The sequence below is a fragment of the Vreelandella hamiltonii genome, from assembly GCF_014651795.1.
In the GTDB taxonomy this organism is placed as follows: domain Bacteria; phylum Pseudomonadota; class Gammaproteobacteria; order Pseudomonadales; family Halomonadaceae; genus Vreelandella; species Vreelandella hamiltonii.
In genome coordinates, this window is sequence record NZ_BMXO01000002.1 from 228,476 (window position 1) to 246,817 (window position 18,342).

Consider the following 18,342-nt stretch of genomic DNA (forward strand, 5'->3'; position numbering starts at 1 on the left):
GGAGTTACAGCACTATGCTAAGCCCATTGGAAGAAAGCTTACTGTCGATCATGATGGTGATCATCATGTTCGGCATGGGGGCATCGCTCACCTTCAAGGACTTCAAACTCTCCATGCGCCACCCCCAGGCCATTGGGGTTGGCTTCTCATCGCAGTATCTGCTGATGCCTTTTATCGCCTTTGCCCTGGCGCGCCTTCTCGACCTGTCGGTTGAACATACCGTGGGGCTAGTGCTGATGGGGTGCATGCCGGGCGGTACGACCTCCAATATTTTTGCCTACTTCTCACGCAGCCTGCTCAGCCTCAGCATCATGATGACCATCTGCTCCACGCTGGCGGGCTTTGTTCTGGTGCCGCTGTGGATGGCGTTTTATACCCAGGGGATTGATGACGCCTTCCGCATACCGCCCGACCAAATTGGCCGCTTGCTGTTCGTACTGCTGATTCCAACGCTGTTGGGCATGTGGATACGCCGTAAAAATGCCAACCTTGGCGCGGTCATTGAGCTGGTAGGTGGCGTGTTGGGGGCTATCGTGATCGTGTTCCTGGTGGTGACGTGGGCACCGCGCAACTGGCGCTTGCTGATGGAGACCAGCTGGCAGGTATATGCAGCGGTGATTCTGCTCGGTTTGGTGGGTTTTCTGTTCGGTTATTTATTCTCCCGCGTGCTCAAACTCAACCCGCAAAAAGCCCGCACGGTCTCTCTTGAAACGGGGATTCAAAACGGCCCGCTGGCCGCATTGATCGTCATCATGACGTTCAGTGGCGAAACACAGCAGCTGATTCTGCTCATACCCGTCATGTATTCGCTGTTTATCGTGCTGAATTCCACGGCCGTAGCGGTGTTTTACCGCAAGCTAACGAAAAAGGAGGAATTGGCCCGCGATCAAGCCAAGGTCGAACCTTCGTAGGTCGGTCGGAAGGTTCAGCCGGAGGGCAGGCGCGGGGACTAGACTTTAGTTGGTTTTGATCCCCGTGCAAGGTTGATGACAGTTTCGTGGGATAGCGTTGTTCTCTACAGGCAGCCGCCTGATTCTAATAACACGCACAACAAGAGACATCGCTATGCTCAAGCAACCTGTCAGCTCGTTTCCTCGCGCACTCAAATCCCTGCTGGTGGGCGCCACCGTCACGGTAGCGTCACTGGCCATGGTGCTGCCTGCTGCGGCAGACAGCTACCCGGAACGCCCGCTCAACATGGTCGTCGGGTTTGGTACCGGCGGCAGCGCCGATCGGTTGGCCCGCTTGATGTCGGGATACATCTCCGAAGAGATTGGCGTACCCATTCAAGTCACCAACCGCCCCGGGGCGGGTACTCAGGTCGCTTCCAACTACGTGCTGAACGTACCGGACGACGCCTACACCGTTTATGCCTCCACCTTCGCCCCTTACCTGACCAACTCGATTCTGACGGGTGGGGCCAATTTCAGCGTGGATGACTTCTCTTACATCAATTTTCAGTGGTTCGACCTCGACCTGATCGCAGCCAACAAGGACAGCGGTTACGACGACCTGCCTTCGCTTTTGGAGGCGATTCGTGAGCAGCGCGGCCAGGTGCGCGGTGCCGTGGTACAAAGCTCGGCGGGCCACCTGATGGTGCGGTTGCTGCTGGAAGAAGCGGGCATCCCCCAGGAAAACCTCAACCTGGTGACCTACAACAGCGGTGGTGAAGCGCGTTCGGCGGTGGCCGGTGGTCAGGTGGATTTCGTCTCCATCAGTGCACAGGGCAGCGAAGGTATTCGTGAGTTCCTGACGCCGCTGGCCATCGTCAACGACGAGCGTATCGAGCAGTGGGATGCGCCGACCATCAATGAGGCCCTTGCTCCCATGGAGCTGGAAGTGCCTGTGCTGCAAGGCTCCATGCGCGGCTTCGCGGTGACCAGCGAAGTCGAGCGCCAGCATCCGGGCCGTTACGAAGCCCTCGCGGATGCCATCCAGAACGCGCTAGCGCGCAAGGACGTGCAAGAGCATCTGGAGCGCAATGAAATGGGCGGCGTATGGGTAGGCCCCGAGCGTTCCAATGAGCTGATGCGCGAAAACTACGACGTGTTCGAGAAGTACGCCCACCTGCTCAACTGATCACCCCATCGTCTGACGATCCTGTAGTGGCAGGCACCCTCAAGGGGTGCCTGCTAGGAGTTTACCCATGACGGCACAAAAACGTGACTATGGGGACGCGCTTGTCCTCATCGGTCTGGCGAGCTTTACGCTGTGGTATCTGATGGATGCCATTCGCGTCTCCGCGACCCCCCAGAATTTACTGCTGATTCTTCCCATGGCGCTGCTGGTACTGGCGCTGATTGCCCTGGAGGTGGTACTGCGCCTGAAGAAAGGCACGCTGCTGACCCAGAACCAGCAAGAGGAACCCCTGCTGCGTACGCTGCCGGTGGTGGGCCTGTTTGCCGCCTACGTGATGTCGTTGGAAACCCTGGGTTTCGACCTGGCGACGGTGGCGTTCATCGCGTCTTTTCTGATTCTCAAGGGTGAGCGCAACTGGCTGGCGTTGTTCGGTTTCAGCGCGCTGTTTGGCCTTGGTGCAGCGTTCTTCTTTTCGCGCATGCTGCCTTATCCCATGACGCTGCTGCTGATCCCCAACTGAACGCATCGAAGGAGGCAACATGATTGATTTTGGTGCCGTCGAGCAGAGTATGAACCTGCTCTTTTCCAGCGCAGGGCCCTGGTTGGTAGTGGTTCCCGGTATCGTGCTGGGGCTGATTTTTGGGGCAACGCCGGGCCTGCAGATCTCCATGGCCATGGCGATCTTCTTGCCCATGACCATGTACATGGACTTCATTCAGGCCATGCTGTTCTTGACGGCGATTTTTACCGGCGGCTCGTTTGGCGCAGGGATCCCGGCCATCCTGATGAACATTCCCGGCACTTCCTCGGCCATTGCCACGGCCTTCGATGGCTACCCGATGGCGCGACGCGGGCAGCACAATCAGGCGCTGGGGGTGGCGTTGGCCGCCTCGGTGGTCGGCTCGCTGATGGGCTACGTGGTGCTGTTTTTTATGATCCAGCCGCTCTCCTACATGGTGCTGCGCCTGGGGCCCGCCGAGATGTTCGTGGTGATCCTCTGGGGCATGACGCTGATCGCCAGCCTCAAGGGTGAGCAGGTGCTCAAAGGCCTGGTGGCCGGTTTCGTGGGGCTGCTGGTGGGCACCATCGGGTTCAACGAAATTGGCCTGGCCCGTGGCACCATGGGGCAAACCTACCTGCTGGATGGGGTGCCGGTGATTCCTGCCATGATGGGCATGTTTGCAGCGTCCGAGCTGTTCAAGCTGGCCAACAAGGGGTTCATCGTCGAGTCGGCGGATGCGCGCAAGGTACGTGCCAGCGAAATTTTTCAGGGCTGCAAGATGGCGCTGCGTCATCCTGTGGTGATGATTCGCGGTGGCTTGATCGGTGTGCTGGTGGGCGCGGTGCCCGGTGTCGGGTCATCGGTTTCCAATCTGCTCTCCTACATCGAGACCAAGCGGCGGGATAAAGACCCGGACTCCTACGGCAAGGGCAACCCCAAAGGGGTCGTCGCGTCCGAGGCCGCCAACAGCAGCTCGGAGGGTGGCTCCATGGCGACCCTGCTGGCGCTGGGCATTCCTGGCGGTGGGGCAACGGCGGTGATGCTGGCTGCGTTTGCCATGCACAACATTACCGGTGGCCCGCAGTTCATCCGCCAGCAAACGGACGTGGTCTACGCGATCATCTTTGCCAACTTCGCCCAGGTATTCTTGCTGGTCATCGTGGGGATTTTGTTCATTCCGCTGCTGGCCAACATCGTCAAGGTGCCCATGCGCTATCTGATTCCTTCCGTGCTGGTATTGGCGGTCATGGGGTCGTTCGGGCTCACCGGCAACATGACCGGGCCTGCCACGGTGCTGGTGTTTGCCGTGATCGGCTGGATCTTCCGCCACTACGGTTACTCGGTGCCTGCGGCGGTCATTGGCATGCTGCTGGGGGCTCTGGCGGAGAAGTCGCTGCTGCACTCCTACCAGATCAGTGGCGGGGACATCACCTACGTGCTGGAGCGGCCTGCGACCCTGGCCATCCTGGCGCTGCTGTTGATTTCGCTGTTTGGCCAGCCGCTGGTCAAGCGCTTTCAGGCACGCCGCGTGGCGGCAAAAGCGTAGCGCAGCAACGGGGGAGCGGGTGAAGAAAACGCTGAAAACCATTGGTTTGGGATGTTTGGGTGGCCTGGTGGCCACCCTTTTTTCGCTGCCGCTGGCGTGGATGCTAGGGGCGCTGTTCATGGTCATGGGCGTTTCGCTGGCAGGCGTTCGCACCGGGGTAGACAAGCGCTTGCATCGCGTGGCCATTGCCCTACTGGGACTGTTCATCGGCAGTCGTATCCACGCGGACGAGCTGGTGAGCCTGGTGCAGTGGTACCCCAGCGTGCTGGCCATGCTGGTCTACATGGTGCTGATGCTGGCAGGAGGGTACTGGATCTTTGCTCGTGCCCGCGTCGGCAGCCTGAACGCCATGTTCTGTGCCTATCCAGGCAGCATGAACTCGGCCTTGGTGCTGGCCGAGCGTGCCCATGGTGACCTGCGCTGGATCGCCATTTCTCACTCGCTGAGGCTGGTCACCGTGGTATCGGGCGCAGCGCTGCTGGCCAGCCTGTTCGTCGACAGCGTGGCCTTGCCGCCCTCTGCCGAGCCGCTGTCGCTCATGGGGGTGCTGCCACTGCTGCTGGCTCCTGCTTGCTGGTGGCTGGGTCGCCTGATCCGCTTGCCGCTACCGGAGTTTCTGGGGCCGATGGCGGCAGGCGCCTTGATTGCCAATGTGGGCGTAGCCTACACGCTGCCCAATGAAATCCTGCTGGTGACCTTTCTGGTGCTGGGATCTTCTGTGGGCTCGCGTTTTTCAGGCACCCACTGGAAACAGGTGGTGCGGGTAGGGCGGTTCGGCATGCTGTATGCGCTCTTTGCGCTGGTGGTGGCCGCGTTGATGGCCTGGCTGGTGGCCAGCGTCACGTCATTGCCGTTCGTGGCGGTGATGCTGGCGCTGATACCGGGGGGCGTCGGGGAGATGGCGGTCATCGCCATGGTCATGGGGATCGACCCGGTTTACGTGGTCTCTCACCATATTCTGCGGCTGCTGCTGCTGATCTTCATGACGCCGCTGATGATCCGCCTGACGACGCTGGCAGCACCGGAAACGCCACCGTGACTTCCAGCCCGCCCTGAGGGCGATTGCGCACGGCAAGCTGGGCGCCGTGGGTAGTGGCCACCTGTTCGACGATGGCCAGGCCAAGGCCGCTGCCCGGTGCATGGGCGTTATCGCGGAAAAACCGTTCGGTGAGCTGCGGCAGCCGGGCGGGGTCCACCCCCACGCCGTCATCGTGCACGCTGAGTCGTACCGTATCGGCGTCATGGGTGAGGCCAATGGTAATGGTGCCCTGGTAAGGGAGCGCGCCGCCCGCGTGGAGGCTGGCGTTATCGATCAGGTTGATCACCAGCCACTGCAGCAAAATGGGGTCGCCATGGATGGAGGGCAGGGCCTCGGGCTGCTCGAAGGCCAGCTCCTGGCCCTTTTGGTAAATGCCGGTGGCGACCTGCTGGCAAGCCTGCTGGCATAGCGCGATCAGGTCGATGGTCTGCAGCTGGGTGAGTTCGAACAGCTCACTGCGGGTCTTGGCGTATTTCAGCAGCTGTTGCACGGTGTGCCCGGCATGCTCGGCAATGCGCTGAATCTCCAGCAGGTTGGCCCTGTTGGCGGGTGATTGCTCGCTCTTCAGGGTCATTTCCGTGAGTGCCCGAATCTCTGAAATGGGCGTGCGTAGCTGGTGGGAAACGTCGGCGTTGAGCTGTTGGGTGCTGGTAATGCTGCTTTGCATGCGTTGCATCAGGGAATTGATGCTTTGCGTCAGGGGACGTATTTCCCTGGGCACGCTGTCGCGAATGGGCTGCAGATCGTGGGGCGAGCGCTGGCGCAGTGCGTGGCTGATGGCGTTCAAGGGGGCAAGGCCACGGTGGATGGCGAGGAGCGCCAGCGTGATCGCCAGCAGCCCGGTCACCGCCGTGAGCCCGGCCAGGGTGACCATGAAGTCGTGGGTCAATGAGTGACGGGTCTCTTTTGATTCCGCCACGATGACTTCGATGTCCACGACATCACGCCCGCGGCGAAAAGGGAAGGTCAAGGCCACGGCCCGCAGCTCGTTGCCTGCGTAAGCCACGTCGTAAAACAGCGGCGCTTCGAGGGAGTCGGGCGGATCGCCCAGCCCTTGAAAACCGGCAATCATGCCCCCCTGGGCCTCCCGGATACGGTAGAAGATCTTGCCCTCCCCACGACTGCCCAGCGTGCTGATGCTGAAGTAGTGCATGTTGATGCGTAGTTGGCCATCGGAGGTATATACCCGACGCTCCAGGCGCTGGGCGGCATTCAGCAGCATGGCGTCGAAGGCTTCGTTGATCTGCTTGCTCAGCAGCAGATAGCTGGAGAGCAGGGCCAGGAAGGCCAGGGCGGTGAACGGCAAGGCAATCCACAGCAGCAGGCGACTGCGGATGGAGCGGGGTGTCTGGGTCAAGACGCGCCTTCCTGCGAGTCGGGTGGGGCCAGGTAATAGCCCAGCCCTCGCACGGTTTTCAGGCCGAAGTCATGGCCGATCTTTTTGCGAATACGTGAAATGTAGGTTTCCACGGCGGCGTAGCTGATGGCTTCATCCGTCGAGGAGAGCCGGTCGATGATCTGGTCCTTGCTGACCAGCCGATTCTGATTGATCAGCAGGTATTCGATGACCTCCAGCTCACGGCGGTGTAGCGTGAGGGCCTGGCCGTCCACGCGCAGCTCCATGGCATCCGGAAAGAACTCCAGGCGCCCGCAGCGCAGGCTCTCACCGCCAAAATGCTTGGCTCTTCTGACCAGCGCGCGGGCTCTGGCGGCTACCTCGTTCAGCGAGAAGGGCTTGCACAGGTAGTCGTCCGCACCGACTTCCAGCCCCAAAATGCGCTGGTCCAGGGTGTCGCGGGCGGAGATGATCAAGACGGGAATGGTGTTCTGCTGGTGGCGCAACAGGCGCAGCAACGACATGCCGTCGAGCAGCGGCAGCCCCAGGTCCAGTACCAGCAGGTCATACCCCCCTTGCTGCAGCATGAGCAGCGCTTTTTCACCATCGCAGGCCACGTCGATGGTGAAGCTGGCTTCTTCTAACGTCGAGGCAATCGAGCGCGCAAGATTGTCGTTATCTTCTACGATGAGCGCTTTCATGGTGCATTGACCCGTAGCGGTGCCCAAGTGAGCCTGTCGACCTGCCAAGCTTACCCTTCGGGCTGATATTTGTAACCCACACCATACACCGAGCGAATGATTTCCTGCTCGGGCAGGGCTTCGGTGATCTTTTTGCGCAGCTTCTTGATATGGCTGTCGACGGTACGTTCGGACACGATGCGGTTGTCGCGATACATGTGGTCCATCAACTGCTCGCGGCTGAAAATACGCCCCGGCGACTGCATCATAACGCGTAATAGCTGAAACTCCACGGCGGTGAGCCCCAGGTCCTGGCCATTGACGAGGGCCTGCCAGCCCTCTTCATCCAGGGTGACCGGCGCTTGCCGTGTGGTCGGGGTGTGGCCGGTGGCCTCGGCAATGGCCTGGCTGCGGCGCAGCACGGCCTTGACCCTGGCCACTACCTCGCGGGGGCTGAACGGTTTGCAGATGTAGTCATCGGCGCCCAGTTCCAGACCCAGCAGCCGGTCCACTTCCTCGACCTTGGCCGTCACCATGATGATGGGCAGCAGCGGCCACTGCTGGCGTATTTCCCGGCACAGGGTGAGGCCATCCTTGCCGGGCAGCATGACGTCCAGCAGTACCAGCGCCGGGGAGTGCTGGGTGAGCCAGGGCATCACGTCGCTGCCATGGCCGATGATGGTGGGGTCGAAGTTATGGCTGCCAAGGTAGTCCGCCATGAGCCTGGCAATTTTGGGCTCGTCTTCGACGATCAGCAGGGATGCTTCCTGGGTCATGGTCAACTCGCATTCAGTAAGGGTCAGAAGAAATCAGCGGAAAGCGCAGTGTCCATGCCAGCCCGCCCAATGTCGAGGCGCTGGCTTCCATGGTGCCCCCGTGAGCACTCACCAGGGCGCTGGCAATCGACAGGCCCAGGCCGCTACCGCCGCTGGCACGGTTACGCGACCCCTCGACCCGATACAGGCGCTCGGTGAGCCGCCCCAGCTCGCTGTCGGGGACGCCGGGGGAGCTATCCTGCCAGACGATGACGGCCTGACCGCGCTCGCAGCCGAGCGTGACGCGCAGCGCCCCGGGCGATTGCGTATAGGCACAGCTATTATCCAGCAGGTTGCTCCACAGCTGGCGCAGGCGTTGGGCATCGCCGCGAATCATGATGTCCTCTTCCAGCTGGCAGGTGAGGCTCAAGCCGCTCTGCTCAAGCCAGCGGTCGGCGTCTGTCAGGCGGCTGCCCAGGCTGTCGCTCAGGTTCAGCGGGGCCAGCTGGATGTCCAGCGCTCCCGCATCGCTTTGCGAGAGCAACCGCAAGTCGGAGACCAGGCGCTCCAACTGAGCCACTTCCTGGGCCAGCGAACTCAGGTTTTCCTGATTCAGCGGACGAATACCATCCTGCATGGCTTCGATTTCACCTCGCAGTACGGCCAGCGGGGTGCGCAGCTCATGGGCCGTGTCCGACACCCAGCGTGCCCGGGCCTCGCGGCTGGCTTCCAAGGTGGCTGCCAGCACGTTGAAATCCCGGGCCAGGCGAGACAGCTCATCGCGGCCGCGTTCGGGCAAGCGGGTATGGTAGTCGCCTTCGGTGAGGCGCAGGGTAGCTCCGGCCAGCGCCCGCGTGCGTCGGCCCAGCCACCAGGAGAGCCCGCCAGCCAGCAGCAGAGAGGCCAGGCCCAGCGAGACCACGATCAGGATCAGGTTGCGCTGCTGGCGCTCCAGAAAGCGGCTCTCCATGCGCTCCATCATCTCTTGGGGCGGGCGAAAGCCGAGGGCGCCAATGGCTTCACGCTGGCCATTGGGCGCCAGATCGCTATAGAGGGTCATCCAGTGCCAGTTGCGGGAGCCCCGTGGAGTATCGCTGGGGGGAATGATGGCGTGGCCATCGGCGTCCTGCAGAGCGAAATCCTGCGCTTCCCCCAAGGGAGATGGCCGATCACGATGCTCCTGGCCCAGCTCGAAGCGCACGATGTAGGGCCAGCGGTCGGGGGCATCTTCCAGCCATGCCCAGCTGTTCTGAGTTTCCCAACGGGTAATGAGGCCGTCGGCCAGCAGCGTGGCACGGCGCTCCTGGGCCTGGTTCAGATAGTCGAGAAAGCCGCGGTCGATACTGTAGGTGACCGCCAGAAACACACTGGCAGCAATGGCCACATTGACGCTCAGGATGGCCGCGAACAGCTTCATGCCCAGCCGTGAGGGGCGCCACTGGCGCAGGCTATGAAACGCCTTCATGGGTTGGCTCTCTCGGGTTCGGGTGGCTGCGGTGCGCTGAGGCGTTCGCGCAGATTCTCCAGGCTGAGATAGAGGCAAGGCACCATGATCAGCAGAATCAGCGTGGCGAACAGCATGCCAAAGCCCAGAGAGATGGCCATGGGAATCATGAAGCGTGCCTGTCGCGAGGTTTCCAGAATCATCGGTGCCAGCCCCAGGAAGGTCGTCAGTGTGGTCATCATGATCGGCCGCAACCGGCGTGTGGCAGCGGCCACGATGGCTTCCCGAGGCGCCATGCCTTCGCGCCGCTTGCGGTTGGCGTAGTCGATCAGCACCAGGGCATCGTTGATGACCACGCCGGACAGCGCCAGCATGCCCAGCAGGCTGATGATCGACAAGCCAAAGCCCATCAGCAGATGGCCCCCGATGGCCCCTACGATACCAAACGGAATTGCGGCCATCACCAGCAGCGGCTGCAAGTAGCTTCGGAAGGGAATCGCCAGCAGGGCATAGAGCGCCGCAATCATCAGCCACATGGCCTTGCGCAGCGTGGCCAGGTTGTCGGCGGTATCCTGCTGACGGCCACCCATGCTGACTTCGAGGCCCGGCCAGGTATTGCTGAGGGTGGGGAAGACATCCTCCTGCAAGGTGGCGAGCACCTGATTGATGGCCTGGTCGCCCTCGGAGTCGGCGGTGACGGTGATGATGCGTCGGCCGTTGATGCGTTGCAGGCTGCTGGACGCCTGGCTGAGGGTGATGTCGGCCACCCGCGATAGAGGCACGCTGAGCCCCTCGGGGGTGCGCACGGGAAGCCGGTACAGCTCACTGAGACTATCGCGAGAGGCTTCCGGTAAACGCACTTCGACGCTGACCTCTCGGCGGCCGATGAACTGCTCGACGGCGGTGGCGCCTTGCAGCGGTCCACGCAGGGCCTGTGCCAGGTCACTGCCGGTCAGCCCCAGCGAGCGGCCTTCGGCCGACAGGCGCATTTCCAGCTGTGGCTTGCCGTCGCCCAGGCCGCTGTCGATGTCCGTCAGCCCGTACTCCGCCAGCTGTTCGGCCAGTCGCGTGGCGGCAGCCTCCAGCACCTGGGTATTGGGGTGCGAAAGCCGCAGGCTCAGTGCGGCGCCGCTGCCGGGGCCGCCAAAGTCGGATTCGAAGCGGACCGATTGCGCGCCCAGCAGGTCGCCGGTCAGTTCACGCCACTCGCGGGCAATGCGTGAGGGTGGCCAGCTCTCCAGGCTTTCCGAAGCGATGTCGAGGCGTACGGAGAGGCTTTCGCCATCCAGACGGCTACGGGTGCTGGTGAAGCTCAACCCCTCTTCACGCTCGCTGAGGGCTGTGGCGGCGTCCAGCAATTGCTGGCTCAATTCGCGGCTGACGCTGATGTGGCTGCCAATCGGCAGGGTGACGCTGGCCTGCACCTGGTCGGATTCCACCCGGGGCATCAGCGAGAAGCCGAGCCGACCACTCATGGCCCATGCCAGGGTGATCGCCAGCAGCGCCACGCCTAGCGAGACGGTCAGCAGGCGCTGGTTCAGTGCACCCTGCAGAAAGGGCTCGAAGCGCCGGTAGGTGAAATGGTGCAGCCCCTGCTGCATGCGTAGCCGCACGGCCTCCAGAGGGCGCTGCCAGGCTGGCGTTTGCCTCGGTTTGCTGGCGTGGGCCAGGTGAGCGGGCAGGATCAGCAGAGCCTCCACCAGCGAGATCACGAAGACCGTGATCACCACGACCGGCACCGTGGCAAAGATCAGCCCCAAAAAGCCGGGCAGGAACAGCAGGGGCAGGAAGGCCACGATGTTCGACAGGATCGCAAAGGTGAGCGGCGTGGCAATTTCCTGGGCGCCCTTGACCGCCGCATCGCGCAACGAGTAACCCTCTTCGCGATAGCTGTAGATGTTCTCACCCACCATGATGGCGTCATCGACGACGATACCCAGCGCAATGATGAATGCGAACATCGACATCATGTTGAGCGAGACGCCAATCCAGGGCAGGAACAGCATGGCCCCCAGAAACGCCGTGGGAATGCCCAACGTCACCCAGAACGCCAGTCGCGCTTCGAGAAACAGCGCCATCAGCACCAGCACCAGCGCCAGGCCCATCCAGGCGTTCTTGAGTAGCAGGCCGAGTCGGTCTTCGTAGACTTCCGAGCTGTCCCTGGCGATGTCCAGGCTCACGCCGTCGGGCAGGTTGGCGCGCAGCCGTTCCAGCTCGCCGCGCACTGCGTTGGAAATGCTGGTGGGGGTTTGGCCGCCAATCTGGTACACATCCACCGAGATGCCCGGCTGGCCGTTGTAGAACTCCTCCCGATCGGTTTCGGCAAAGCCTTCACTGACCTGGGCAATGTCACGCAACAGCACCGGAGAGCCCTGGGCCGTGTTCAGAATGGGCAGCTCGGCGAACTCTTCGGCGCTATTGCGGCGCCCTTGATAGCGGATCAGCCATTCGCCCTCGGCGGTGGTCAACTGGCCGCTGGCCAGGTCCAGTGCTTCGGCGGCGATGCGGCTGGCCAATTGCTGATGATCGAGCCCGTAGCGCTCGATGGCTTCATCGTCCAGGTGCACCTGGATTTCCCGGTCCCGGTTGCCGGAGAGCTCCGCCCGGGAGATGCCGCTGGTGGCCTGTAACTCGGCCCGCACGTTCTCGGCGGCGTCGTGCAGGGCTTCCTGGCCCACCCTGCCGTACACCTGCAGGCTGACGACGCTGCGCGAGCGGCCTGCCAAGGTAATGCGGGGCGGGTCGGCAGCGGCGGGCAGGGTAGTGATGGCATTCACGGCCTGTTGAATGTCCTGGTAGGCGCGCATCACATCCACGCCGTCGATCAGCGTTGCGCTGACCACGCCGCTGCCTTCGCTGGCGCTGGCGGTCATCTCGTCGATGCCTTCCACGTTGGCGATGGCGGCTTCCATGGGCAGCAGCAGGCTTTGCTCGATATCTTCCGGGGTGGCGCCTGGGTAGCTGATGGAGACCTGGACGATTTCCGTTTCGAACTCCGGAAAGACCTCTTTCTTGATGGCCATCGAGGCCATCAGGCCGCCCACGATGAACAGCACCATCATCAAGTTGGGGGCAACGCCGTGATCCACCATCCACGCCAACGGGCCTTTACGCATCATTGAGCGCTCTCCTGATCACGTGCCGGGGTGTCGCCGCGTTGGCGCAGGCGAACTTCCTGCCCCTCTCGGGGCTGCGCCAGGCCTGCAACGACCACGCGCTGGCCCGCTTCCAGGCCCTCCCGGATCAGTACGTCATCCTGGCCGCGATAAGCGAGAGTGACGCGGGTACTGCGCAAGCGGTTGTCGTCGTCCACCCACCAGGCCTGCTCGCCGGGGCGAAGCGCGGCAGAGGGTAGCCTGATCAGCGGCTCCTGGGCCCGGGTGTGGAAGGTGAGCCGCATGACGTCGCCCAGCCGTAGGGCGGGACCTTCATGATTCAGGGCCAACGGGTCGTTCACGGCAATCAGCAGCTGGGCCTGCAGGCCGTTCTCTTCCAGATTGGGCAGCACGGAGAGCAGCTCGCCTTCCCGTTCGGCCTGGTCGGGCCAGCCCTGGCTGGTGAGCGTGACGCGACCGCCACTCTCCAGCCAGGCCAACGTATCGCCGGGCAGCGACGCGCGTACCCAGAACTGCTCGACACCCACTAGGCTGAGCACTTCGGTGCCCTGGCTCAGCAGGCTGCCAGCCCCCACCAGGCGCTCCTGAACCATGGCGCGCCAGGGCGCCGTGAGGGTGGCTCGTTCCAGGTTTAGCGCCGCCTGGTCGCGGACCACGCGCGCCTGGGTCAACTGCGCCTGGGCCTGACGCAGCTGGGGTTCGCGCAGCACCAGCGCACGCCGTTCGGCGCTGAGCTGCCTGCCGAACGACTCGTACTCACTGCGGGCGCGCTGCTGTTCGGCCTGCTCCAGGGCCAGCTGGGCTTCAGCGTTTGCCAGTTGAGCCTGCGCATCCTCCAACGCCAGCTGCAGGTCGGCCTGGTCGATGTAAGCCACCGGTGCTCCCTGCTCGACCACACGGCCGGGCAGTACGCCTTCGGCAAAACGTTCCAGCTGCCCGGCCACGCGGCTGGCCAGCAGCGTCGATTGTTCCGCTTCGACACGACCAAAGCCACTCAGGGTAGGCGACTGTAGGCGCTGTTCGACGGTCATCACGTCGACCACCGGGGGCGCGGGCGGCGGCGGCGGCCTGCGCTCTACTCTGGGTGGCTGGCTGATGATCCACCAGGCCACGGCAAGGCCGCCTGCCAGTACCAGCAAGGCGGCCAGGGCACCCAGGCCCAGGCGGCCTTGCTGTGAGGAGGCAAAAGAGCGAGGTGGAGTCATGGCCGGGGGGTATCCATTGGCTGAAGGCAAAAATGCCCGAGAAGTGGCAAGATCATGCTAGCATCACCGATTCCTACGCAGCGATTAGGCAAGCATTGTGCAAATAGCGTGCAACCCAAACGCTGACGCGGTTTCCGATACCTGTCATCATTGACGTGAAAAACCATAGACTTCCTGGTCTGCATGACGCTATGAAAAACACCGCCACGCGCGATAAGTTGATTGATACCGGCGCTGAGCTGATTGCCCAGCAGGGCTATAACGCCACGGGTATCAATGCCGTTTTAAAAACCTGCGGTGTACCCAAGGGTTCGTTTTACCACTATTTTGCCAGTAAAGAGGACTTTGGTCTGGCGGTGATCGAGCGGTTTGCCAGCCAATACGATGCCAATCTGGCTACCTTGATGGAAGATTCGGCCGTGCCGCCCCTCGAACGTCTGCGTCGCTACTTCGCGGCAGGTAGGGCGCATATGCTCGACTGTGACCACTCCACGGGCTGCCTGATCGGCAACCTGGGGCAGGAGCTGGCGGGCCAAAACGATACCTTCCGCGATGCGCTCAACGTGGTCTTCCAGCGCTGGGAAAAACGCCTGGTCACGTGCTTGAGCCAAGCGCAGGCAGACGGCAGCGTGCCGGAAGGGTTGTCACCTGACACGCTGGCCAGCTTCATTCTCTCGGGGTGGGAAGGTGCTATCCTGCGCGCCAAGACGCTCAAGTCCCTGGCTCCCATGGAGCAGTTCGAAGCCATTCTGTTTTCCCACGTGCTGACGACTGCGACGCCACCGCCACGTTAATGGCGCGCACGAAAATGATACTCCCCCGCGGTGATATCGTTCTGAATGGCGGCCAGTAGCGCCGCATCCAGGGATGGGTCGTCCAGTGCCAGTAGCCCGCACTGGGCGAGCGCTTCGCGCAGGCTGGTCTGTTCATCCAGCCGCTGATACACCACTCTCACACAGCAGGGCATGCGCTCGCTGTTGTCTGCCACGCCCATCTTTAGCCCCGTCAATCGCGTTACCTGACTTTGAAAGCTGGGAAACAGAATGGTCTGGGTGATCTCGTGACCGTTCAGGGTTTCGTGGTCGATCAAGAACAGTCGGTCCGCGAGTTTGACTGCCGCTCCCACATAGCGGTTATGGCAGGGGCGTTTGCCGGGGGCCACCGGCATGCGTTCGGTGCGCTGATACACCACGCCGCCGTCGCGCTCTTCCAAGCAGACCAGCGTACGCATGATATGACCAGGGCGCGACATGGAGTGGTAAAGCTCGAAGTAACGCCCCAGGTAGCGCTCCAACCCTTCACTGCCCCGCTGCACCAGCGCATTGGGCCAGGGCAGCGTGGGGCTTGCCGTATCAGCACTCAATTGGCCGGTCTGTACCAGGGCGCGAAAATCCTGGTGGGGGAGGGCAATGTCGTCTGCGGTGACGCCAAAAAAATGGCATATTCGTTGGAGCGCCGCATGACTGGGGTAGTAGCGCCCGCTCAAGTAGCGGTTGAATTGCGCTCGGTTCATCGGCAGGCGGCGGCACACGTCGGCAATCGACGGGTAGTAGCTGCACAGCAGGCGCAAATTGGCCACAAATTCATCGTGCATGGGCGTGACTCGGGGCTCTTGGGCGGTGGCGGCTAATGTGCCGCCTTGCGCCCAAGAGTGCAACGGCTGATACCTCAAGCTGGCTTGAAATGATCGGCGCGTGTGCTTAAAACCCCGCTAGCACCAGCTTGCCTACGGTGCGGTTGCTCTCGATCAGCGTGTGGGCACGCGTCAGGTTGTCGGCAGTGATGGGGCCAAGTACCTCGCCAAGCGTCGTGGTCAAACGGCCGCTATCCACCATGGCGGCAACTTCGCTCAATAGGTCGTGCTGCTTGGCAATGTCCTCGGTAGTAAACAAAGGCCGAGTGAACATCAGCTCCCAGTGCAGTGACAGGCTCTTGAGCTTGAGTTTACGCACGTCGATCAGCTCCGGGTCATCGATCAGTGCCAATTTGCCCTGGGGCTTCAAGGCATTGATGATCGCCTCGAAGTGGTGATCGGTTTGGTTAAGGCTGATGACCATATCCACCTGCTCGTAGCCTGCGGCTTTGAGCGCTTCATCCAGCGGTTGGCGGTGGTCGATCACCGCATCGGCGCCGAGCGACGTGACCCAGGCTTGGCTTTCCGGGCGTGAGGCCGTCCCAATCACGGTGATATCGGTGAGCTGCTTGGCCAGCTGAATCAGAATCGAGCCAACGCCACCGGCAGCACCTACCACTAATAATGTTTTGCCTTTGGTGTCGCGCAGGCCCAGTTCCAGGCGGTCAAACAGTAGCTCCCAGGCGGTAATGGCGGTGAGAGGGAGAGCCGCTGCCTGGACGTCAGACAGACTTTTCGGCGCCAGGCTGGCGATACGCTCATCGACCAGCTGGTACTCGGCATTGGAGCCTTGGCGCGCAATGCTGCCTGCGTACCACACCCGGTCACCCGGCTGAAAGCGAGTGACTGCACTGCCCACGGCATCGACCACGCCTACCGCGTCGTAACCCAGCACCCGCGGCTCGCCGCCTTCGGGCAGCGCGCTTTTGCGCACCTTGGCATCTACCGGGTTGACGGAAACTGCGCTGACCGCGACACGAATATCGTGGGGCTCGGGTGTGGGCAGCGGCAGCTCGACGGCGTGCAGGGCTTCTGGGTGGTCGGTCGGTAGGCTTTTGGTAAACGCGAATGCTTTCATGGTCGTTCTCCAAGCGATAATGAATGGCGACATCATGCCTGGGTGTCGTTTTATGAAAAAGAGGGCTAATGTAGCTAACAGTTTCCAATTTTTTTTGAAAATAAGGGCGCTATCGCTCCATGCTTACCGATGACCTAAACGTGCTTGTCTATGCCGCCGAGCACGGCAGCCTTTCCGCCGCCGCGCGGGAGCTGGCGATTACCCCGGCAGTGGCTAGCGTGGCGATCAAACGGCTTGAAGACGCGTTGGGCACGCGGCTACTGGTACGCTCTACCCGCAGCTTGCGGCTAACACCCGCCGGGGCGCACTATTTAGTGCATGCGAAAACGGCATTGAGCGCCCTTGCCGAAGGGGAAAAAGAGCTGCACCGCGAACGCCAGGAGATCGCGGGAGAGCTCAGCCTCTCCATGCCTTCCGATCTGGGCCGCAACGTGCTGCTGGGCTGGCTGGACCATTTTATGGCGCTGCATCCGCAGCTGCGTCTGCGGCTTCGGGTCAGCGATCGGGTGAGCGATCTGTTTCGCCAGTCAGTGGAGATTGCCCTGCGTTACGGCGTGCCGGAGGATTCCAGCCTGGTAGCCCTGCCGCTAAAAAGTGATAACCAACGGGTGGTGTGCGCCGCACCTCGCTATATCGCGCGCCACGGCGAGCCCGCCATGCCAGATGAACTACGCCAGCACAACTGCCTCTGCTTCAATCTTGGTGAGCGGGTGCATGACCAGTGGCAGTTCGGCAGTGAGCGTATCAACGTGCAGGGCAATCGGGTGAGCGACGATGCCGAGTGTGTGCGCCGCTGGGCGCTGGCGGGAGAGGGCATTGCCTATAAATCTCGCCTGGATGTTCAGGCGGATCTCCGCGCAGGCCGCTTGGTGGCGCTGTTGGCTGCGTTTCCTACCGAGCCCGCGCCGCTGTATCTCGTCTGCCCGCATCGGCTGTCGCTCACGCCCGCCGTGGTCGCGCTGAAAGACTTTCTGATCGAGCGGTTACAAGAAGTCGTCGAATGAAGAGCATCATCTATCCGCGAGGAGCTCGTTATGTTTGAAGGGTTTGAAAAACAGACACGCCGCGTTAACGGCGTCGATATTGCCTGCCGCATGGGGGGCAGTGGCCCGGCGTTGCTGCTGCTTCATGGGCACCCGCAGACCCATATGATCTGGCACAAAGTGGCGGCCACGCTTGCCCAGCACTTCACGGTGATTGCCGCCGACCTGCGCGGCTACGGCGACAGCGGCAAGCCGGACGATGACGCAGAGCATCTCAATTACGCCAAGCGCACCATGGCCGCCGATATGGCCGAACTGATGAGCGCGCTGGGCTTTGAGCGGTTTAAAGTACTGGCCCACGACCGCGGCGCGCGGGTGGCGCATCGTTTAGGCGTTGATTACGCCGAGCGGATCGAGCGCATGGTGCTTTTGGATATCGCCCCCACGCTGGCCATGTACCGTGGCACCAATGAGGCGTTTGCCCGCAGCTACTGGCACTGGTTTTTTCTGATTCGCCCTCAGCCGCTGCCGGAAATGCTGATTCAAGCCGACCCCGAGCAGTACCTGAAAAGCGTGATGGGCGCCCGCAGCGCAGGTATGGCACCGTTCGCCCCGGAAGCGCTGGCAGAGTACGAGCGCTGCCTGGCGCTTCCCGGCACGGCCACCGGCATCTGCGGCGACTACCGCGCCAGCGCGACTATCGATTTAGAACACGATCAAGCGGATATCGATGCGGGTGTGAAACTGACCTGCCCCATCAACGTGATGTGGGGTGCTCAAGGCGCGATTGAAGCCTGCTTCGACGCTCTTAGTGAGTGGCGCAAGGTAGCGACACAGGTAGAGGGCAAGGCGCTGCCTTGCGGGCACTATATCGCCGAAGAGATCCCTGACGTGCTGCTAGAGGAGGCGCTGCCGTTCTTGCTGGAACCGCAATAAGCGATTCACG

Annotated in this window: 16 protein-coding genes; 8 read left to right on the forward strand and 8 right to left on the reverse strand. The window is 62.1% G+C overall.

The annotated features are described in order from the left end of the window. Window positions 1-14: 14 nt before the first annotated feature. The 5 genes from IE061_RS04440 (at window position 15) to IE061_RS04460 (ending at window position 5,166) form a co-directional block, all read left to right on the forward strand. The gene (locus tag IE061_RS04440; protein ID WP_016916240.1) at window positions 15-911 is read left to right on the forward strand and encodes a bile acid:sodium symporter family protein; all 897 of its coding nucleotides are present in this window, start codon (window positions 15-17) and stop codon (window positions 909-911) included. Between the two features lie 154 nt (window positions 912-1,065). Next, window positions 1,066-2,079, forward strand: a complete 1,014-nt coding sequence (locus tag IE061_RS04445; RefSeq protein ID WP_193461065.1) for a Bug family tripartite tricarboxylate transporter substrate binding protein — start codon at window positions 1,066-1,068, stop codon at window positions 2,077-2,079. A gap of 67 nt (window positions 2,080-2,146) precedes the next feature. Next, window positions 2,147-2,599, forward strand: a complete 453-nt coding sequence (locus IE061_RS04450; RefSeq protein ID WP_193461066.1) for a tripartite tricarboxylate transporter TctB family protein — start codon at window positions 2,147-2,149, stop codon at window positions 2,597-2,599. Window positions 2,600-2,618: 19 nt separating this feature from the next. Beyond that, window positions 2,619-4,127 (forward strand): tripartite tricarboxylate transporter permease, encoded by a 1,509-nt coding sequence (locus IE061_RS04455; protein ID WP_193461067.1) that lies wholly within the window; start codon window positions 2,619-2,621, stop codon window positions 4,125-4,127. Window positions 4,128-4,146: 19 nt separating this feature from the next. After that, window positions 4,147-5,166, forward strand: a complete 1,020-nt coding sequence (locus IE061_RS04460) for an AbrB family transcriptional regulator (protein ID WP_193461068.1) — start codon at window positions 4,147-4,149, stop codon at window positions 5,164-5,166. On the opposite strand, the gene IE061_RS04465 is transcribed toward IE061_RS04460, so the two are convergent. The 6 genes from IE061_RS04465 to IE061_RS04490 are packed head-to-tail and all read right to left on the reverse strand — an operon-like array spanning window position 5,108 to window position 13,702. After that, a complete protein-coding gene (locus IE061_RS04465) occupies window positions 5,108-6,523 on the reverse strand; it encodes a sensor histidine kinase (protein WP_193461069.1) in 1,416 nt (471 codons plus the stop codon). The genes IE061_RS04460 and IE061_RS04465 overlap by 59 nt on opposite strands. Then, window positions 6,520-7,203, reverse strand: a complete 684-nt coding sequence (locus IE061_RS04470; protein WP_193461070.1) for a response regulator transcription factor — start codon at window positions 7,201-7,203, stop codon at window positions 6,520-6,522. The genes IE061_RS04465 and IE061_RS04470 overlap by 4 nt, the downstream gene beginning before the upstream one ends. Before the next feature lie 50 nt (window positions 7,204-7,253). Then, entirely contained in the window at window positions 7,254-7,958 is a 705-nt protein-coding gene (locus IE061_RS04475; RefSeq protein ID WP_193461071.1) for a response regulator, read from the reverse strand. A 13-nt stretch (window positions 7,959-7,971) separates the two neighbouring features. Further along, complete coding sequence (locus IE061_RS04480) at window positions 7,972-9,402, reverse strand: ATP-binding protein (RefSeq protein WP_193461072.1); 1,431 nt, start codon at window positions 9,400-9,402, stop codon at window positions 7,972-7,974. Continuing rightward, a complete protein-coding gene (locus IE061_RS04485) occupies window positions 9,399-12,500 on the reverse strand; it encodes an efflux RND transporter permease subunit (RefSeq protein WP_193461073.1) in 3,102 nt (1,033 codons plus the stop codon). Before IE061_RS04485 ends, IE061_RS04480 begins: the two co-directional genes overlap by 4 nt. Further along, window positions 12,497-13,702: an efflux RND transporter periplasmic adaptor subunit gene (locus IE061_RS04490; RefSeq protein ID WP_193461074.1), complete on the reverse strand. Its 1,206-nt coding sequence runs from the start codon at window positions 13,700-13,702 to the stop codon at window positions 12,497-12,499. The genes IE061_RS04485 and IE061_RS04490 overlap by 4 nt, the downstream gene beginning before the upstream one ends. 191 nt (window positions 13,703-13,893) lie before the next feature. On the opposite strand from IE061_RS04490, the gene IE061_RS04495 reads away from it, so the two are divergent. Next, window positions 13,894-14,496 carry a TetR/AcrR family transcriptional regulator gene (locus tag IE061_RS04495; RefSeq protein ID WP_081192566.1) on the forward strand — a complete coding sequence of 201 codons (603 nt, stop codon included), beginning with the start codon at window positions 13,894-13,896 and terminating at the stop codon, window positions 14,494-14,496. On the opposite strand, the gene IE061_RS04500 is transcribed toward IE061_RS04495, so the two are convergent. Both IE061_RS04500 and IE061_RS04505 read right to left on the reverse strand, forming a co-directional pair. Beyond that, window positions 14,493-15,296: a helix-turn-helix domain-containing protein gene (locus IE061_RS04500; protein WP_193461075.1), complete on the reverse strand. Its 804-nt coding sequence runs from the start codon at window positions 15,294-15,296 to the stop codon at window positions 14,493-14,495. The genes IE061_RS04495 and IE061_RS04500 overlap by 4 nt on opposite strands. Window positions 15,297-15,402: 106 nt before the next feature. Beyond that, window positions 15,403-16,413, reverse strand: a complete 1,011-nt coding sequence (locus tag IE061_RS04505; RefSeq protein WP_193461076.1) for a zinc-binding alcohol dehydrogenase family protein — start codon at window positions 16,411-16,413, stop codon at window positions 15,403-15,405. Window positions 16,414-16,532: 119 nt separating this feature from the next. Here IE061_RS04505 and IE061_RS04510 point away from each other — a divergent pair, with 119 nt between their 5' ends. Then, window positions 16,533-17,417: a LysR family transcriptional regulator gene (locus tag IE061_RS04510; protein ID WP_193461077.1), complete on the forward strand. Its 885-nt coding sequence runs from the start codon at window positions 16,533-16,535 to the stop codon at window positions 17,415-17,417. A gap of 30 nt (window positions 17,418-17,447) precedes the next feature. After that, window positions 17,448-18,332, forward strand: a complete 885-nt coding sequence (locus IE061_RS04515; protein ID WP_193461078.1) for an alpha/beta fold hydrolase — start codon at window positions 17,448-17,450, stop codon at window positions 18,330-18,332. Window positions 18,333-18,342: the final 10 nt, after the last annotated feature.

What these genes read in the sequence shown, in the direction of transcription:
- IE061_RS04470 (WP_193461070.1), bottom strand. Translation starts at nt 7,203, where the DNA reads ATGAAAGCGCTCATCGTAGAAGATAACGACAATCTTGCGCGCTCGATT.
- IE061_RS04445 (WP_193461065.1), top strand. Translation starts at nt 1,066, where the DNA reads ATGCTCAAGCAACCTGTCAGCTCGTTTCCTCGCGCACTCAAATCCCTG.
- IE061_RS04505 (WP_193461076.1), bottom strand. Translation starts at nt 16,413, where the DNA reads ATGAAAGCATTCGCGTTTACCAAAAGCCTACCGACCGACCACCCAGAA.
- IE061_RS04480 (WP_193461072.1), bottom strand. Translation starts at nt 9,402, where the DNA reads ATGAAGGCGTTTCATAGCCTGCGCCAGTGGCGCCCCTCACGGCTGGGC.
- IE061_RS04500 (WP_193461075.1), bottom strand. Translation starts at nt 15,296, where the DNA reads ATGCACGATGAATTTGTGGCCAATTTGCGCCTGCTGTGCAGCTACTAC.
- IE061_RS04490 (WP_193461074.1), bottom strand. Translation starts at nt 13,702, where the DNA reads ATGACTCCACCTCGCTCTTTTGCCTCCTCACAGCAAGGCCGCCTGGGC.
- IE061_RS04485 (WP_193461073.1), bottom strand. Translation starts at nt 12,500, where the DNA reads ATGATGCGTAAAGGCCCGTTGGCGTGGATGGTGGATCACGGCGTTGCC.
- IE061_RS04495 (WP_081192566.1), top strand. Translation starts at nt 13,894, where the DNA reads ATGAAAAACACCGCCACGCGCGATAAGTTGATTGATACCGGCGCTGAG.
- IE061_RS04475 (WP_193461071.1), bottom strand. Translation starts at nt 7,958, where the DNA reads ATGACCCAGGAAGCATCCCTGCTGATCGTCGAAGACGAGCCCAAAATT.
- IE061_RS04455 (WP_193461067.1), top strand. Translation starts at nt 2,619, where the DNA reads ATGATTGATTTTGGTGCCGTCGAGCAGAGTATGAACCTGCTCTTTTCC.
- IE061_RS04515 (WP_193461078.1), top strand. Translation starts at nt 17,448, where the DNA reads ATGTTTGAAGGGTTTGAAAAACAGACACGCCGCGTTAACGGCGTCGAT.
- IE061_RS04450 (WP_193461066.1), top strand. Translation starts at nt 2,147, where the DNA reads ATGACGGCACAAAAACGTGACTATGGGGACGCGCTTGTCCTCATCGGT.
- IE061_RS04510 (WP_193461077.1), top strand. Translation starts at nt 16,533, where the DNA reads ATGCTTACCGATGACCTAAACGTGCTTGTCTATGCCGCCGAGCACGGC.
- IE061_RS04440 (WP_016916240.1), top strand. Translation starts at nt 15, where the DNA reads ATGCTAAGCCCATTGGAAGAAAGCTTACTGTCGATCATGATGGTGATC.